Consider the following 17,008-nt stretch of genomic DNA (forward strand, 5'->3'; position numbering starts at 1 on the left):
TGCATAACCAAAACGATACATGTAAACTTGATACATAAAACCAAAAAGTGAAGCACAAAATTCATAGAATCACCACCTGTTTTCTCATATATGCATGGTAAGCAGTCCGGAATTGACGTACCTTCCCCTTTGGAATTTTAAAACATTTGTCATCCGTCATATATACCATATCCCTGTCTATCTTTTTTACATTGCCGTAATTTAATATTACGTTTCTTGCCACTCGGCAAAACTGATTCTCCGGTAATATCTCCTGCCAGCGTGAAAGCGTATATCCTGACAACAAATAATCGTTCTTTATATCCCCCGGCTGTCTGTAATACACCTCACTATATTTATTTGATGCCTGTATATATAATACATATTTCAATTCCAGTTCCTTTGTTTTCCCTTCACATTGTATTTCAAGTACCTTCGAAAGCTCCTGTTCATACTTCGTTAGAATCTCAGCCAGTCGTATTTCATAATTATCTTTATTCAAAAAAGCAACCACATTTCTCCCAAATGCCTCTTGCATCATCTCGCTATGAGATGTCAGATATATGATGTCTATGTCCATCTTATTTTTCTGTAACTGCTTTTGAAATTCCAATCCAGACACTTCTGGCATCTCTATATCCAAAATCAGCAGATCCGGTATGATTCCTCGATAAATACCTTGCATTAAATCTTCCGGTCTTGTATATGAAAAAACTTCTGTCTTTTTCTGCACTATTTTTTTACAATAACAATACACCTTATCCAGCATGCTTCGTTCGTCATCACAAATTGCTATTATCATATGTGTTCTCCTTTTTCACAATAAAAAACACAACGAAAAGTATCGCCACATACTTTTCGTTGTGCCTGTTTTCCTTTATCTCCCCAAGTATGCATCCCCTATGCATTTTTATTTTGTCCCAACTGTATCATTTACGATCGTATCATACACGTCCATATCTACGCTGTCCGGGTACTTGAAGATTGGATCGATTTGTGCCTGCCACTTCGTAAGCGTATCCGATAACGCTTCCTGTACCTGCTGATTATAAAGCACGATTTTCTGCTCATTTGTCTTCGTCTGATCAGTCAGAGCAATCATCTGGAATACATGATAGCCATACTGCGTCTCCACAACCGTGCTGTACTGTCCGTTCTCCATATTGTACAGCAGATCATACACATCCTGCCCATATGTTTCCAGAATATCCTTTGGGCTCATCGTCTGTATCTTCGCCTCGTTCAACTGATAATACTCTGCCAGCTTCTCGATTGCTACGCCTGTGACGTCTTTTGTGTCTGTCGTAGCCAACGTTGCGCACGCTTGTAAAGCATTTTGATACTGTTGATTCTTCTGTTCCTCTGTATAAGGTGTCACTACCCCATTCTCATCCATGCTGTAACACTCAAAATACATGTCATAGAAGGTCGTCATCCGCGCCTCTTCATCAGAAATCTCAATCTTCCGGTCATCTAAGATCTTCGCTTCCACCTTCGATGCGATTGCATTTTCCTGAATCACTTTCTCTGCCTTTTCCTTCGTGATCTCCATCTTCTGCAACTGTTCGTCCGTCAGTCCCTCGCAGAAATCGTCTGCCTTCTGATTTAACTCTGTCAGTTCATCGTCTCCCAGTGTGATTCCAAGCTCCTCTGCATGCGCGCACAGTGTCTTGACACGTACGATCTCATTTACAACTTCCTCACGTGTCAGATTCTCCATAGAAGTTCCCGCACCACCATCCGGAAGCACCGTCTGCCAGACATCACTGCCATACTGCATCTCATACCGCTCCCGCACAGTTTCTATATAGATATATACCTCACCCTTGGTTACCAGATTATTTCCATATTGAAACACCAGGGTTCCGCTGCTTGTCTGCTGTGTTTCTTCTTCCTTTTTCTCTCCACAGCCGGAAAGCATCGGCACCATCAGGCAGATACACAACAATATTGCAATTAGTTTTCGACAACGTCTATTATACTTCATGGTTCACATCCTCCGTATTATACAATGTGCGGATATCCTCAATAACCTTCTCGCAGGAAGATACCATCTCTTCCTCGATCAGCTTCGACATACGGATACGGAAATAGGTCTGCTTGCCTGCGGTAAGCCGCAATGTGTTCTTATACCGTTTCAGCAACGGGTTGACGCGCTCCGCCTGCACAGGTGCCTGCGGCAGCATGTAAAACCGCACCTCATCGCCTACATATTTGATATCCGTAATATAGACCTCATGTGCAATTGCTTTCAGATATGCCACATCAAGCAGGCGGAAGAACGGCTTTGGCGGTTCGCCAAACCGGTCACGCACCTCCTCTAAGATGGCATCATTATCCTCGCGGTTCGCACATTTTGAGATTCTCTTATACAAATCCAGCTTCACATATTCATTCTTCACATAGCTGTCTGGAATATAGGCATTGAGCGGAAGTTCTACGTTTGTCACAAACTCCTCACGCACCGTCTCACCAGACAGACGCCGGATCGCATCGTTCAACATCTGACAATACAAATCGTATCCGACCGCCTCGATATTTCCAGACTGCTCCTGTCCAAGCAAATTTCCGGCTCCACGAATCTCCAGATCCTTCATTGCTATCTTATACCCGGAGCCAAGATCTGTAAACTCCCGGATTGCTTTCAGACGCTTCTCTGCAACTTCTTTTATCATCTTATCCCGCTTATAGAGCAGGAATGCATAGGCACTCCGGTTGGAACGTCCAACACGTCCTCGCAGCTGATAGAGCTGTGACAGACCAAACCGGTCTGCATCATGTATAATGATCGTGTTGACATTTGGAATATCCAGTCCCGTCTCAATGATCGTCGTCGACACAAGCACGTCAATCTCACCTTTGATAAAACGGCGCATCATCGCTTCAAGCTCCCGCTCCGGCATCTTGCCATGTGCAAATTCAATCGTTGCATCCGGCAGTACCTGACGGAGTTGTCCCGTAATGTCCGCGATCGTCTCTACCCGGTTATACACATAATATACCTGTCCGTTTCGTGCAAGTTCCCGGTTGATCGCCTCTTTTACAAACTCCAGATCGTATTCCATAATATACGTCTGAATCGGAAGCCGGTCGACCGGCGGCTCTTCCAGCAAACTGATGTCTCGCAGACCAACCAGACTCATATGCAGCGTTCGCGGAATTGGTGTCGCAGTGAGTGTCAGCACATCCACATTTTTCTTCATCTGCTTGATCTGTTCCTTGTGCTTGACGCCGAACCGCTGTTCCTCATCAATGATCAGAAGTCCCAGATTTTTGAATACAATATCCTTGGAGAGCAGCCGGTGTGTACCAATCACGATATCTACCATACCGGATTTCATCTGCTCCAACGTCTCTTTTACTTCCTTCGGTGTACAAAACCGGGACAGCATCCGGATATTGACCGGATAGTTCTTCATACGCTCACAGAATGTGTTGTAATGCTGTTCGGCAAGAATCGTCGTCGGTACCAGATATGCTACCTGCCGGTTATCCTGTACCGCCTTAAACGCTGCCCGGATGGCAACCTCTGTCTTTCCAAATCCTACATCCCCACAGACGAGACGATCCATGATCTTGCCACTTTCCATGTCATGCTTGGTATCGTCAATGGCTTTCTGCTGATCCAGAGTCTCCTCATATGGGAACATCTCTTCAAACTCCCGCTGCCATACGGTATCCTCCGAATATTTGTAGCCCTGCGTACTCGAACGGATCGCATACAGCTCAATCAGTTCCTTCGCAATATCCTCCACATGTCCTTTGACGCGCGTGCGCACCTTCTCCCACTCCGGACCTCCAAGCTTGTTCAGCTTGACACGCGCACCATCCTTGCCGGACAGCTTGCCAATGCGGTCGAGCTGCTCCACAGGCACGAACAATTTGCTGCCCTTTGCATACTCGATACTGATATAGTCCTTCATGCGTCCATCGGTTTCCACCTTGTCGATACCACGGTAGATTCCGACACCGTGATTTTGATGTACGACATAATCGCCAACGGAAATATCTGAAAATCCGGCAATCTTCTCACCTGCATATTTCGGCAGCTTCTTCCGTTTTTTCAGTTCCTTCGAGGTAAATATATCGCCCTCAGCGATCACAAGCAGATGACACTCCGGGATTTCAAAGCCCGTCTCCATTCGTCCGACACTGATGCGAACCTCGCCCGGTTTAAGCGGCTGTTCCCGGTTCTCAGTAAAGTAAGCCATGACATCATTATCCTGTAAGTTCTTCGCGATACGTTTCCCTCGCGTCGCAGACGGTGACAGAATCAGGATCCGATAGTCCTTCTTCTTATATTTCTCGATGTCCTTCATCAGATCCTCGAAGCTGTTGTTGTAGCTGACAAGCCCCTTTGCATCAATTTGGAATGCAAACTGTTCCTTCCATGCCGGCTGTTTCTTATACAGTTCCGAAAGCAGCACCGGTGTACGGTTCACCAGTCTTGCCACAACTGTCTTGGCATCATAGAGCACATTTGCCTGTGTTGGCAGGACATAACCGCCCTCCAGACGGCCTTCCATCGACATGCCAAACTGCATCGCATAGGCACCGGCACGCTGGTTTACACGCTCCGGATCATCAATGAAGATATCCGTATCTGCCGGGAAATAATCTAAGAATGATACTGTATCGTCGTAGAAATATTCCACCATACTGTCTAATCCCATCGTGGAATTAAACTCCTTTAACTCCTCTAAGACCGACGCCACCATCTTGTTCAGCCGTGCATACTGCTCTGTGTGGAACTGTTCCTTCAAAAGCTTCGCCTGCGCCTTATGTTCCTTCTCCAGCTTTGCAATACCCTTGCTGATCCGCACGTCATCGAGCACCATCTCCGTAGATGGATAGATGACAAACTCCTCGACACGTTCCATTGAACGCTGGCTTTCCACATCAAAGCTCCGGATACTGTCGATATCATCCCCCCACAGCTCAACACGATAAGGGCACTCTTCCGTCAGGGAGAAGATATCGATGATTCCTCCTCTGACCGAAAACTGCCCCGGTGTTTCTACGATTGAAGTTTTTTCATATCCAAGTGTTGTGAGCTTTCTCGAAAATGTATCGAGCTGCAAGGTATCTCCGACCTTGATCGTCAATATATTTTCTATAATATGCGAGATAGATGGAATTTTATCCATCAATCCCTCTATGGTCGTAACAACGGTACAAGGACGTCCTTCTGCAATCTTCTTAAAAATCTCCAGCCGCTCCTGCACGGTATTGTTACTGTGAATATCTGCGGAATAAAAGAGAGCGTCTTTCGCCGGATAATAAAAGGTCTGACGGCTGTAAAACCGATAGTCCTCGACGATTTCCCGCGCGCGTCGCTCCTCATATGTCACAATCAGACGAAATCGTTTTGCGTCCGACAGTGCTTCCATCAAAAGTGGGGTGATCCGGCGATCCATCCCCCATACATGGTGGATACCGCCTGCTTCATCCCGGTGTTTTTTTAACTCTGCAAACCTTGGATCATCCTGAAATGCAAGTGTCAATGCCTTCATTTGCGGATCCTCTTTTCTACTAATTTACATATTTGTAGATGAGACATACAGAATTATCATTCGACGCAGACACGCTCTCGCTCGATTCATCACGCAATGGTACTAAATTCGCAGCAACAAGTTGCTGCTTATTAAGTACCAGCGTGCTTCAACGGTCTGCTTACGAATTGATAATTCTGCATGTCTCTATCTACATTTTATTAATTAAATTTGTTCATGGCAGAGGCTATCCCTTCGGTAAGGATGGTTGCAACTGCCTGTGTTGCGCGGTCTGCGCTCTCCCGGATAACCGGCTGTTCTTCCTTTGAAAAACGCCCGAGCACATAATCTGCAAGATCCATCTTCGCCGGTTTTTCACCGACACCAATCTTGATGCGTGTAAACTCCTGTGTTCCAAGCTGTGCAATGATATTCTTGATTCCATTATGTCCGCCGGCACTACCCTTCGCGCGGATGCGAAGCTTGCCGACATCCAAACTGATATCATCATAAATGACAATCAGATCAGACAGCTCGCATTTATAATAATCCATCAGCTCTCGCACACTCTCGCCACTTAAATTCATATATGTCTGTGGCATGGCAAGAATCACCTTCTCACCCTCAATGATACCTTTTCCGATCAGCGCTTTATGCTTCTTCGTCTCGACCGGAATATTATATGCATCACTGATATTATATATCACGGAGAACCCGACATTATGCCTTGTTCCGGCATATTCCTTCGTCGGATTTCCCAGTCCCACGATTATTTTCATCGTCTGCCTCCTAGTCCTCACGGTGACACATGATCTGCTCCGCTTCTTCCAGCTGGTCGATCGTATTCACACCGCGGATCTCGTCACAGGCATCTCCGGTAAGCGGAAGTGCCGATACCTTGAGACCGATCTTCTTGATCAGTGCAATCGTATCTGTCAGATAATATTCACCTGCGGCGTTATCGTTGCTCAGCAGATCCAGGCTTGCAGAAAGTGCCTCGGAATTAAAGATATACATACCGGAATTCACTTCCTTGCATGCCCGCTCCTCTTCGGTTGCATCCTTGTGCTCGACGATCTTCTCAAAATTGCCTGCCGCATCACGGATGATACGTCCGTACCCGGTTGCATCGTCCAAAATCGCTGACAATACGGTTACACCATTTGCCTCCTTGCGATGCTTCTCAACAAGCTCGGTCAGGGTCTTTCCAGTAATCAGCGGCGTATCTCCACAGAGCACCAGTGTATCGCCCTCTGTGCCAATAAAATCCTTGGCGCATTTCACGGCATGTCCGGTTCCAAGCTGCTCCTTCTGCTCTGCATAGTCGACAACATCATAGATTGCATCCTTGACTTCTCTGCCCTTATAGCCAACGATCACACAGACCTCGCTGGCACCTGCATCCTTACACGCCTGAATGACATAATGCACCATCGGTCTGCCTAAACATTTGTGAATGACCTTCGGTAAATCCGAATTCATTCGTGTTCCTTTTCCTGCTGCCAAAATTACTGCTTTTAATTTGTTCATTTTCTTTCCAACCTTTTTCTATATTTAATACAAACTATCCCGTAGTTCCTTTGCCTTGGCGACTGCATCGTCCGCATCCACTGTCTCGTATACATAGATTTCGTCTGTCATAACCGGTTCCTGCACGCAGAACGTAAATGCATATGCACTGTCCTGATACACCTTGTAATACATCGCATTATCTGCTGCGCAGCCCTGCGTATCGGTCCGCAGCGTCTCTGCCCCTGCATCTGCAAGCAGAACTGTCACATAATAATTGACCTGCTCCGGTACATCTGCGGTTGCTGTCTCGTCATACCGTGTATGTTTTATACCATAAGTCACATAGACATCATTGATATAATCACTTGCAACCACTGTTGCATCCTGCATATCCGTAATATACACATTCCTGTTTTGTTCCATCGAGATGGCTTTCTTCTGCATCTCGGCAAGCTTTGACCGATACCGGTATTCTGCCTCCCGAATCTGATCTTCCACATATTCATACAGTTTCAGAAATTCCCGGTTCGATGGGTTCAGCCCCCCTGAGACATGTTCTCCGGCTGCCGTATACAATGTCAGTTCCTTGTATTCTCCATCCTTCAAATCCCGGCTTCCAATATTTCTTCGCATATGATACAGATCTATGTCCTCTATGATGTCCTTGATCTGTTGGATTGTATCCATCGATAGCTGGATATTTTCCTCCGGACAGGGATCACTTGGCACCCAACGATTAAAATTGTCTGCATAAATACGGACATTTCCATTGTCACTGATCTCCGCATGCAGTGTATACATCTCGTAGGTTTCCACCGCATCCCCTTTTGCTGTCGACGACAACATCAGAAACACTCCGTCCGCAAGTGTCGTCTCTTCTTTCTTTCCGCATCCTGCCAGACTCATAATCAGGCAGCACACAGAGAGGAAATATAAGGTTCTTTTCTTTATGCTCACTGTTTACACCTCAAGTTCTATTGCATAATTAGTGTAATTATAGCACATTTCTATTCGTACTGTCATTATTTTCACTGTAGTTTCACACTTCTTTTGTTGTTTTTACTTGAGAATATTGTGAAACACATAAAAATAATGTAAAACAAATTATATTTTGTTTTAGAGCTTATTTACAACAAAGAAAATACAAAAAAGAAAAGGAGAACAAGCATGGCAAAAGAAATCCCTTACAAGATCTATCTTGAAGAAAACGAGATGCCAACCCAGTGGTACAATGTGCGTGCGGACATGAAGAAAAAGCCTGCACCAATTCTGAATCCGGCTACGTTACAGCCTGTGACACTGGACGAGCTGTCCCATATCTTCTGTACTGAACTTGCAAAGTCATTTGCAACCCTGCCAACCGTATAATTTATATTTACATCATTCATATCTAAAAAGAGTACATAAAAAGCTATGTGTATTTTCTGTTTTCCATTGTCTGACTATCAGCGGTTACGCAGACATATACACATAGCTTTCTTTTTATCTGTTCAATTGCAATCTATAAGAATTTCAGTTCTTTCATCTGAAATTTATCTTTTCCGTGGTAAACCAGATACAACGCATGTATGCCATCTGGAATCTGGACGTCCCCGGTGAAACATTCCCATGCATGCTCATCTTCTGCATCTGTTATGTTGATTTTCCCGCAGGCTGGTCCTTCTGGTTCCAAACGCAATTCGAAGAAATTATTTTCAGGCACCGGCATATCTACTGGTTTATGAATCAGTCTGCTCCGTGCATCGAGCCGGGCTGGTGCATCGAATCGCGCCTTATTTTCTTCTGTCTCAATTCGTCCAACAATTCCGATTCTGGTTACATTCTTAAATTCAAAATACTTGTACCCTATCAACGTTCCATGATCAATCTCGCCAATGAAACGTTCTTCTCCACTATTGGTTATATTGGGGAATTCTTCTTTATATATGCTGTTATTTCCATGCGGCATACTTCCATTCGTCAGATTGCAGGCAATCACTGCTGGGTAGCTCCCCTCCGCAACAAGCGGTCCCTCATTTAATCCACAGCTTGTAACCTCCACCTGCCGAATACTTCCATCTGCTTCGATCTTTATCTTCTCTGCACACGCCTGTCTGCTATAGTCGGATTTGTGTGTGAGTCTGTGATAGAACGCATACCACTGACCATTTATTTCAATAATGCTTCCATGTGTCGTACCGGTCATATTAAGTTTCTCTTCCAATGGTCTGCCATCCAGCCCGACATCGCCGTTTGAGACAATCGTTCCTCCAAACGTAAATCCACCATCCGGCTGGTCACTTACAGCATAACAAAGTTCATGATTCTGCTTTGATGAATAGACAAAATAATATTTATCTCCAACTTTTCGCATGGAAGAAGCTTCAAAAAACGGATGTGCCTCGAATGATGTTCCTTTCACCTTATACGGAATAATATGCTTCGGCTCTTCTTTCACGGTCAGCATATCGTCCTCGAGCACCAGCATCACAGGTCCCATAATGCTGTCCGGGTATGACAGGATTTCTTCTCTTGTACGCCCAAACATCTCCATCTCCTGTTTCACATAGGCATCATTTTCCGGGAAGTCTGGCTGTTCTTCGTAATCATACTGTGTACCATAATAGAGTCTTATCACGCCATCATCATTCAGCACCGCCGGGTCAAAGCATACATACCGCATCATCGGACTGCCATCTTTATTGCGCACATGCCCTAAAAATTTATATTTTCCCGCTGGCGTATCACATACAGCCACGCTGATCGGACATGTATAACCACCCACGCCATAATCGCCGGACATCGCGTAATACAGGTAATATTTTCCATCATTTCCCTGCACAACATCCGGTGCATACATATAACAAAGCTCTGGGTAAGCAGGATCCTGATCTGCCTCATATATCACTCGTTCTTTTCTCCAATCTGTCAGATCATCTATCGGTGCCGAATACACAGTATAGTCATCCATACAGAATGTATATCCCCCCTCATGATCATGGGAACCATACAGATACACCCGGTCTCCGAACACATGTGGTTCCCCATCCGGGATATACTCATTCAAAGGTAAAAAAGGATTAAACACTTGTTTCTTTCTCATAATCTTGTCCTCCTGCTCGTTCTATTCATGCAAAGTGAGATATTATTTCCTCATGCCCTGATCTGACTATATCTTATCGTAATCTTTTTTCACTATCTACCGAATCATTGCTATTTAGTTATTAATTATTGCTATTTTTTTACGAATATTTTTGCTGTTTTTCATAATTTTCTTGATATTTTTTTCTATTTCGTTATGATTTAATAAAATCATCAACGCTCAAAAGCAATTATTGATTATAGAATGGAGACAAAATATTAGCATGGCACTTAACCTGGATGGTTCTTATGAACAGATAAAATTTCACGATTATGAATCTGTGTTGTTATATAACAACACGCAATACGAAACATATGAGCCACATTGGCATGCATCCACAGAAATCATCATGCCTGTCAAAGGCGATTATACTATCATCTGCAATGGGACAAACTATTATCTGAAGGAGCGGGATATCCTGATCATTGCGCCTGGAACTGTTCATTCCATTCCAGCCTGCCATGGTCAACGTTATATTTTTCTGGCAGATTTCTTCCATTATATTAAATCTGACTGTTTTTCAACAATTCAGGCAGCACTCTCTCCAGTTACACTGATCAACGGGAACACACTCCCTGAAATTCATGATACATGTGCCCAACTGATTTCCTCCTGTGCAGAAGAGTATTTCGGCGAAAACCGGTTCCGTGAGACTGCAGTGTTTCATTTCCTTGTTCAGCTTTTTTTGCTGGTTGGGCGCACACTGTCTGACGAAAGTGCAGTCTTCCATGATATATCTCCTGACAAGAAAAGACATTATACCGAAGCATTTTCATCTGTATGTGAATACATCCATCAGCATTACGCAGAAAATCTATGCGTTGATACAGCGGCATCCATGACGGGATTTTCCAAGTATCATTTTCTTCGGCTTTTCAAACAATTTGCAGGCGATACCTTCTACCATTATGTAAATGCACAGCGCATTTATCATGCATGCCTGTTGCTCTCTGACCCTGAAAAAAATATAACGGAGGTCGCAATGAGCTGTGGATTCCACTCTATCTCATCGTTCCTCCGTATCTTCAAACTACAAAAAGGGTGTACCCCGACTGAATTCCGCAGAATTCATAATACAACCAATACCTCCATTACTCTGCCAGCATCAGACTGAGCTGGTACTGGAAGGAATCCAGATTGTTGTTCTGCAGGTCGATTGCCTCCGCAATATCGTAGTCAACCAGAATATCGTTTTTGATCGCAACGATCCGGTTACCTCTGCCCTGTCGCAATATCTCGATTGCATACGCGCCCATCAGCGAACCATACATGCGGTCCTTCGCTGTTGGCTGTCCGCCTCGCTGGATATATCCAAGCACGGACACACGCGATTCGATGCCTGTCTCCTTCTGAATCAGATCTGCCAGCTTGCCTGCATCGGTCACGCCCTCTGCCACAACGACCAAATAACTGTTTCTGCCATCGGTATGTCGTTTGCGCAGTGCATTTATGATGTAATCAAAGTTTCCGTCCCATTTCTCCGGTAACACGATGGCATCTGCGGATGTCGCCATGCCTGCCCAGAGCGCGATATAACCACGCTTTCTGCCCATGACCTCTACGACACTGCAACGGCCATGGGATACCGATGAATCGCGGATCTTATCGATTGCCTCCATCGCAGTATTCGCTGCTGTATCAAACCCCAGCGTGTATTCAGAGCAGGCCACATCCCGGTCGATTGTACCGGGAATACAGACGATATTCACGCCCTCGTCCTTGAATCTAATCGCACCGCGAAGCGTGCCGTCTCCGCCGATTGCGACAACCGCATCCACGTCATGTGCACGCAGGTTCTCCGCTGCAATCTGTCTGTATTTCTGTTCTAAAAAACGTTCACTCCGGCTTGTAAAAAGAATCGTACCACCTTGATTATTGATGTTTCGCACATCGTCTAATCCAAGCGGAATCGTCTCCCAGTCAATCAGACCTTCATAGCCACGCAATACACCGACCACATCAATTCCAAGATTGTTCGCGCTGAATACAACTGCCCGAACTGCCGAATTCATTCCCGGTGCATCTCCTCCACTTGTCAGTACTGCTATCTTCTTGATTTCATTCATTTTGTCTTATCCTCCGGATTATTTATAATTAGTCACATATTGTTTTGAAAAATGCATCTACCTGATACCAGTTACATGCAGTCCCGTCGAACGCAAAATACGACAGCTCATACGATTCGCAGTCACCCGTGATCAAAAACTGGATGATCACTTCCTTCTCGCTTCCCTTATAATACGCGTTTCCATTGAATTGTACGACCTGTTCTCCACTTTCTGCGGTAAAGGATTCCCATTTTGTATTCGTGCAGTAATCATCTAAGGCTTCGCCATATGTTTTTGTTCCATAGCTTTTCATCTCATAATCTGCCACCGGCTGTTCCCGGATATACATTACCCGCTTATCCATCAGAGAGGACTGATCCTTGCCAATATGTGCCTCACCAACGCCCATCACGCAGAGCACGATTGTCGCTATAATCGCCAAGATCTTGCAGAACTGATTCTCTATGAAGCCCTGCCATTTCTTTACATTTAACGCAAACGCCAGAATACCTCCGACAATCGCGCCACCGATATGACCATAGATATCCACATTTCCGCCTGCAGAATAAATCGCATATCCAATCACGAGTGCAATAGCGATAATCATATCCTTCCGCTCGGCATTCTTCCGTCCCATAATCTGGAGGAACACTGCTGCACATATAATTCCGAAGACAGCCCCGGACGCGCCCGCAGCAAACCGTGGACTCTCCGGATGCAGCTTGTGTGCAATCTCCATCGAGAGGAATCCTGCTCCAACGCCGGAACCAAAATAGATGATTGCCATCCGCAGGGAACCAAGCCTTTGTTCTACCAGTTTACCAAACAGAAAGAGCGTCACCATATTTCCTATCAAATGCTCAAAATCCGCATGTATGAACATATAAGAGATCAAACGACGATATTCGTGGTTTATCGTGATGTACTCATAGTTAATTCCTGCAAGCTGGAATGTGTTTTCGATACCAATACACATAATCGCCGCAATCACATTCGCCACAATAATCAGGATTGTAACAATCGGAATCGTCTGCTTTGCACGCACGGGCTGAACCGGTGGCACTGTATGAACCACATACGGATCTTCATATGCATAAGGATTCTGGTTTGTATATGGATTCTGATTCTCATATTTCCGCGACGGCATGCCATAATATGGGCCTGATTTTCTCTCCTGATCCGTTTCATTATCTCTTCTTAACTGCACTTGTACATCCCCTTTCTACTTGTGCATATCTTTTGTTTCTATCACACTGCAACAATTATATTCCACCTTCCCATTCTAGGCAACCAAAACTTGCATCCCGCTTTATTTTATCTTCCGATTGGGGCTTTTTTCTTGTTCCGCCATTTTTCCCCAAACCTGCTTGCTTCTCTTATGCTTCCGGTTGGGGCATTTTTCCTATTCCGCCATTTTTCCCCAAACCTGCTTGCAAGCAAGCTTGCAGCGATGCATGTGCTTGGCTTGTTGCTCCGGATAATCCTGCAGGCTTTCGCCTACACATAACAGGCACTTCGTCTCCGCTTCGCTCCGACTCAGTGTCTGTTATCCCCCAAATACATGCATTCGCTTGCAAGCAAGCTTGCAGCGATGCATGTGCTTGGGCGATTATCACGCAAAAATTTACCCCGCGCTATGTGGAGTAGCGCGGGGCTGTTAGAGAAAGGAGTCGATTATAAATTCCATGTACGCGAATTTATGTTTCGTTGCAGTTAGTTGTTGCTAACTACATGTTGTATGTTAGCGTAAACTAACTAAAAAGTCAACCACTTTTTTCATATTTTTTACTTGTTGATAATTATTCTTAACTGGACGATATTCCTTGCGGATTACTCCGCTTGTTTGCTCTATTTCTGTGTTTTTTTCGGTGCATGACAGACACTTCCACAGTGACTGCAATCCCCGCCACAGCTTGACTTGCCGGCACGCTTATCCTTCACCATCCCCCGGATGACCAAACCAACCACCGCAACAACTACCAATAATATTAAAAATGTACCTAAATTCATTTCCACGACCTCCTACAAGGTAATATTTATTGTATTTACAATCCAGATAAATCAATGATGTAGATGAAAGTGTTTTATGTACAACTTCTACACCAACTGTCTCCATGGTTTGAAACACAATTCCCACATACTTAATATAGCACCGGATATGCTCCGGTGCTATACAATCTTTCTTGAAAACTATGAATTAGTTTGTCTTAATCTTTGCAAACTGCGCATTCTTGTTTGGTCTAAACAGCATATACAGGAAGAAGGCGATGATCAAGAACGCTACAACCGTTCCTACACCAAATGTACCTGCTGTAATGAGCACACCAATCTGATATACAACGAGTGATACAAGATAAGCAAGACCACACTGATATCCGATTGCGAACCAGAACCACTTTGCACTGTTCATCTCTCGCTTGATCGCACCCATTGCTGCGAAACATGGCGCACAGAGAAGGTTGAACAACAGGAATGACAAACCACTTGGCTCTGTAAACTTGCTTGCCAGTGTCTGGTAAACAGTTGCATCTCCGCCACCGTACAGAATACCCATCGTACCAACGATATTCTCCTTTGCTACAAGACCGGTTACACTTGCAACCGTTGCCTGCCAGTTGCCCCAGCCCTGTGGCTTGAAGATCCAGCAGATTGCGTTACCAATCTTAGCGAGGATACTGTAATCCATCTGATCCTCTGAAAGCATTCCGAAGCTTCCGTCAACCCATCCGAAATATGTTGTGAACCATACAACGATGGTAGAAAGAAGGATGATTGTACCGGCCTTCTTGATGAAGGACCAGCCACGCTCCCACATGCTGCGTAAAACAGCGCCAACCTTTGGCCAGTGGTAAGCCGGAAGCTCCATAACGAATGGAGATGTATCACCAGCAAACATCTTTGTCTTCTTCAGGATGATACCTGAACAGATGATTGTAATAACACCGATGAAGTAAGCACCGGTTGAAATGATTGCGGAACCATTGAAGATAGCACCAGCGATCATTGCGATAAATGGAACCTTTGCACCACAAGGGATAAAGGTTGTTGTCATAATTGTCATACGACGGTCTTTCTCGTTCTCAATTGTACGGGAAGCCATGATACCCGGAACACCACATCCCATACCTACGAGCATCGGGATGAACGACTTACCTGACAAACCAAACTTACGGAAGATACGGTCCATGATGAATGCAACACGGGCAAGGTATCCACAGTACTCAAGGATTGCAAGGAGGATGAACAGTACCAGCATCTGAGGTACGAAACCAAGTACTGCACCGACACCGGCGATGATACCATCAACGATCAATCCCTGTAACCAATCTGCACAATTTGCTTTCTCGAGTCCCTTTGATACAAGATCCGGGATAGAAGGAACAAATACACCATAATCTGCAGGGTCCGGCTCTTCACAGCCATAAGACTTGTATGTATCAACTGCGCTCTGCAGATCTGCATATGTAGACTCTGTCTCGTCAGTTGCCAGTGTCTCCTCATCTTCTACAAGATAAGTTGCTGTTGTATCTGCATCAAATACTTTGAGCAGTTCGTCAGCAGCCTTTGCAGCGTTTGCTGGATCAAACTCATCAGATTCTGCATCCATGGCATCTGCAATATCGCCAACTTCTACACCATTTTCTTCACCATAAGAGATGAATCCATCGATTACCTGCATTGCCTCTGCGTAAGCATCTGAATCGTCGCTGTAAGCAACGCCATCGTCATTCTTCTCCATACCAAACAAATGGAAACCATCGCCAAAGAGGTTATCATTTGTCCAGTCTGTTGCAGCAGCACCGACGGTCTGCATTGCAATAAAATACACTAAAAACATAACAAGCGCGAAGATTGGAAGTGCCAGGATACGGTTTGTAACAATCTTATCAATCTTATCAGATACAGAAAGCTTCTTTCCTGACTTCGCCTTCTTCAGACATTTTCCGATGATAGAAGAAATATAAGCATAACGCTCACTCGTCACGATGGACTCTGTATCGTCGTCGAACTTATCTTCCAGTGTCTTGATCTCCGCAGATGCGTCCGGAACATTTTGAAGCTGATCGCCAATCTTGCTATCCTTCTCAAGCACCTTGATTGCGAAGAAACGCTTCTGTGCTTCTGCTACGGAATCATCCAGCTTTGCCTCCACTGCATCGATTGCGGCTTCCACTGCATCGTCAAACTTATGAACACGTGCAACTGCCTTTTTTGCATTTGCTGCTGCAACTGCCTTATCTGCAGCTTCCTTGATTCCTTCGCCCTTTAATGCGGAGATCTCAACAACTTCACAGCCAAGTGCGTTCGAAAGTGCTTTGATATCGATCTTGTCGCCGCTCTTTCTGACTACATCCATCATGTTGACAGCCATAACAACCGGGATGCCAAGCTCGATGATCTGTGTAGACAGATACAGGTTACGCTCCAGGTTCGTACCATCAATGATATTGATGATTGCATCCGGATGCTCACCGATCAGATAATTTCTTGCTACCACTTCCTCCAATGTATACGGAGAAAGAGAATAAATACCAGGTAAGTCCATGATGGCAACATCTTTATGTCCCTTTAACTTACCTTCCTTTTTTTCTACCGTAACACCCGGCCAGTTACCAACATACTGGTTTGCGCCTGTCAGGGCGTTAAACAATGTCGTTTTACCGCAGTTCGGGTTACCTGCGAGTGCAATTGTAATTGCCATGATTTCTCTCCTTATCTTTCTTACATTTCACACAATCGTGAAAGTCATCATATATTTCCATATTGATTATTCGATATACAATGTATTGATGCTAAGAAGTTCTAATTGTTCTGATTACACGCATTACAGCAATACGCCACCGTCGCCAATTCGC

12 protein-coding genes and 1 pseudogene are annotated in these 17,008 nt (G+C 44.8%); 2 read left to right on the forward strand and 11 right to left on the reverse strand.

Annotated features, from left to right (window positions below; all coding sequences use genetic code 11):
• Positions 1–61: 61 nt before the first annotated feature.
• The 6 genes from ACZQK9_RS04255 to ACZQK9_RS04280 form a co-directional block, all read right to left on the reverse strand.
• Positions 62–781 carry a LytR/AlgR family response regulator transcription factor gene (locus tag ACZQK9_RS04255; RefSeq protein WP_483269733.1) on the reverse strand — a complete coding sequence of 240 codons (720 nt, stop codon included), beginning with the start codon at positions 779–781 and terminating at the stop codon, positions 62–64.
• 108 nt (positions 782–889) lie between these two features.
• On the reverse strand, positions 890–1,966 hold the full coding sequence (locus ACZQK9_RS04260; RefSeq protein WP_483269734.1) for a peptidyl-prolyl cis-trans isomerase: 1,077 nt from the start codon (positions 1,964–1,966) through the stop codon (positions 890–892).
• The gene (gene mfd / locus ACZQK9_RS04265) at positions 1,956–5,492 is read right to left on the reverse strand and encodes a transcription-repair coupling factor (protein WP_483269735.1); all 3,537 of its coding nucleotides are present in this window, start codon (positions 5,490–5,492) and stop codon (positions 1,956–1,958) included. Before mfd ends, ACZQK9_RS04260 begins: the two co-directional genes overlap by 11 nt.
• A 200-nt stretch (positions 5,493–5,692) precedes the next feature.
• Entirely contained in the window at positions 5,693–6,250 is a 558-nt protein-coding gene (gene pth, locus ACZQK9_RS04270; protein WP_483269736.1) for an aminoacyl-tRNA hydrolase, read from the reverse strand.
• A gap of 10 nt (positions 6,251–6,260) precedes the next feature.
• Positions 6,261–7,001, reverse strand: a complete 741-nt coding sequence (locus ACZQK9_RS04275; RefSeq protein ID WP_483269737.1) for a sugar phosphate nucleotidyltransferase — start codon at positions 6,999–7,001, stop codon at positions 6,261–6,263.
• Between the two features lie 24 nt (positions 7,002–7,025).
• The gene (locus ACZQK9_RS04280; protein WP_483269738.1) at positions 7,026–7,940 is read right to left on the reverse strand and encodes a hypothetical protein; all 915 of its coding nucleotides are present in this window, start codon (positions 7,938–7,940) and stop codon (positions 7,026–7,028) included.
• A gap of 210 nt (positions 7,941–8,150) precedes the next feature.
• Between ACZQK9_RS04280 and ACZQK9_RS04285 the strand changes: the two are divergent.
• A pseudogene (locus ACZQK9_RS04285) lies at positions 8,151–8,324 on the forward strand (TrpB-like pyridoxal phosphate-dependent enzyme); the annotation flags it as partial.
• A gap of 160 nt (positions 8,325–8,484) precedes the next feature.
• On the opposite strand, the gene ACZQK9_RS04290 reads toward ACZQK9_RS04285, so the two are convergent.
• On the reverse strand, positions 8,485–10,065 hold the full coding sequence (locus tag ACZQK9_RS04290) for a family 43 glycosylhydrolase (protein ID WP_483269739.1): 1,581 nt from the start codon (positions 10,063–10,065) through the stop codon (positions 8,485–8,487).
• Between the two features lie 262 nt (positions 10,066–10,327).
• Here ACZQK9_RS04290 and ACZQK9_RS04295 point away from each other — a divergent pair, with 262 nt between their 5' ends.
• Positions 10,328–11,218 (forward strand): AraC family transcriptional regulator, encoded by an 891-nt coding sequence (locus ACZQK9_RS04295; protein ID WP_118374016.1) that lies wholly within the window; start codon positions 10,328–10,330, stop codon positions 11,216–11,218.
• On the opposite strand, the gene ACZQK9_RS04300 is transcribed toward ACZQK9_RS04295, so the two are convergent.
• From ACZQK9_RS04300 to feoB, 4 genes are all read right to left on the reverse strand, one after another.
• Positions 11,196–12,170 carry an ATP-dependent 6-phosphofructokinase gene (locus ACZQK9_RS04300; protein ID WP_483269740.1) on the reverse strand — a complete coding sequence of 325 codons (975 nt, stop codon included), beginning with the start codon at positions 12,168–12,170 and terminating at the stop codon, positions 11,196–11,198. The genes ACZQK9_RS04295 and ACZQK9_RS04300 overlap by 23 nt on opposite strands.
• 28 nt (positions 12,171–12,198) lie before the next feature.
• On the reverse strand, positions 12,199–13,359 hold the full coding sequence (locus tag ACZQK9_RS04305) for a rhomboid family intramembrane serine protease (RefSeq protein ID WP_483269741.1): 1,161 nt from the start codon (positions 13,357–13,359) through the stop codon (positions 12,199–12,201).
• Positions 13,360–14,000: 641 nt separating this feature from the next.
• On the reverse strand, positions 14,001–14,162 hold the full coding sequence (locus ACZQK9_RS04310) for a FeoB-associated Cys-rich membrane protein (protein WP_021986246.1): 162 nt from the start codon (positions 14,160–14,162) through the stop codon (positions 14,001–14,003).
• A gap of 187 nt (positions 14,163–14,349) precedes the next feature.
• Positions 14,350–16,854: a ferrous iron transporter B gene (feoB, locus tag ACZQK9_RS04315; protein WP_483269742.1), complete on the reverse strand. Its 2,505-nt coding sequence runs from the start codon at positions 16,852–16,854 to the stop codon at positions 14,350–14,352.
• Positions 16,855–17,008 lie beyond the last annotated feature (154 nt).

It is taken from the genome of Wujia sp., assembly GCF_056872695.1.

Excerpts from the sequence above, each read along its gene's own strand:
- ACZQK9_RS04255 (WP_483269733.1), bottom strand. The coding sequence starts at position 781 with ATGATAATAGCAATTTGTGATGACGAACGAAGCATGCTGGATAAGGTG.
- ACZQK9_RS04260 (WP_483269734.1), bottom strand. The coding sequence starts at position 1,966 with ATGAAGTATAATAGACGTTGTCGAAAACTAATTGCAATATTGTTGTGT.
- mfd (WP_483269735.1), bottom strand. The coding sequence starts at position 5,492 with ATGAAGGCATTGACACTTGCATTTCAGGATGATCCAAGGTTTGCAGAG.
- pth (WP_483269736.1), bottom strand. The coding sequence starts at position 6,250 with ATGAAAATAATCGTGGGACTGGGAAATCCGACGAAGGAATATGCCGGA.
- ACZQK9_RS04275 (WP_483269737.1), bottom strand. The coding sequence starts at position 7,001 with ATGAACAAATTAAAAGCAGTAATTTTGGCAGCAGGAAAAGGAACACGA.
- ACZQK9_RS04290 (WP_483269739.1), bottom strand. The coding sequence starts at position 10,065 with ATGAGAAAGAAACAAGTGTTTAATCCTTTTTTACCTTTGAATGAGTAT.
- ACZQK9_RS04295 (WP_118374016.1), top strand. The coding sequence starts at position 10,328 with ATGGCACTTAACCTGGATGGTTCTTATGAACAGATAAAATTTCACGAT.
- ACZQK9_RS04300 (WP_483269740.1), bottom strand. The coding sequence starts at position 12,170 with ATGAATGAAATCAAGAAGATAGCAGTACTGACAAGTGGAGGAGATGCA.
- ACZQK9_RS04310 (WP_021986246.1), bottom strand. The coding sequence starts at position 14,162 with ATGAATTTAGGTACATTTTTAATATTATTGGTAGTTGTTGCGGTGGTT.
- feoB (WP_483269742.1), bottom strand. The coding sequence starts at position 16,854 with ATGGCAATTACAATTGCACTCGCAGGTAACCCGAACTGCGGTAAAACG.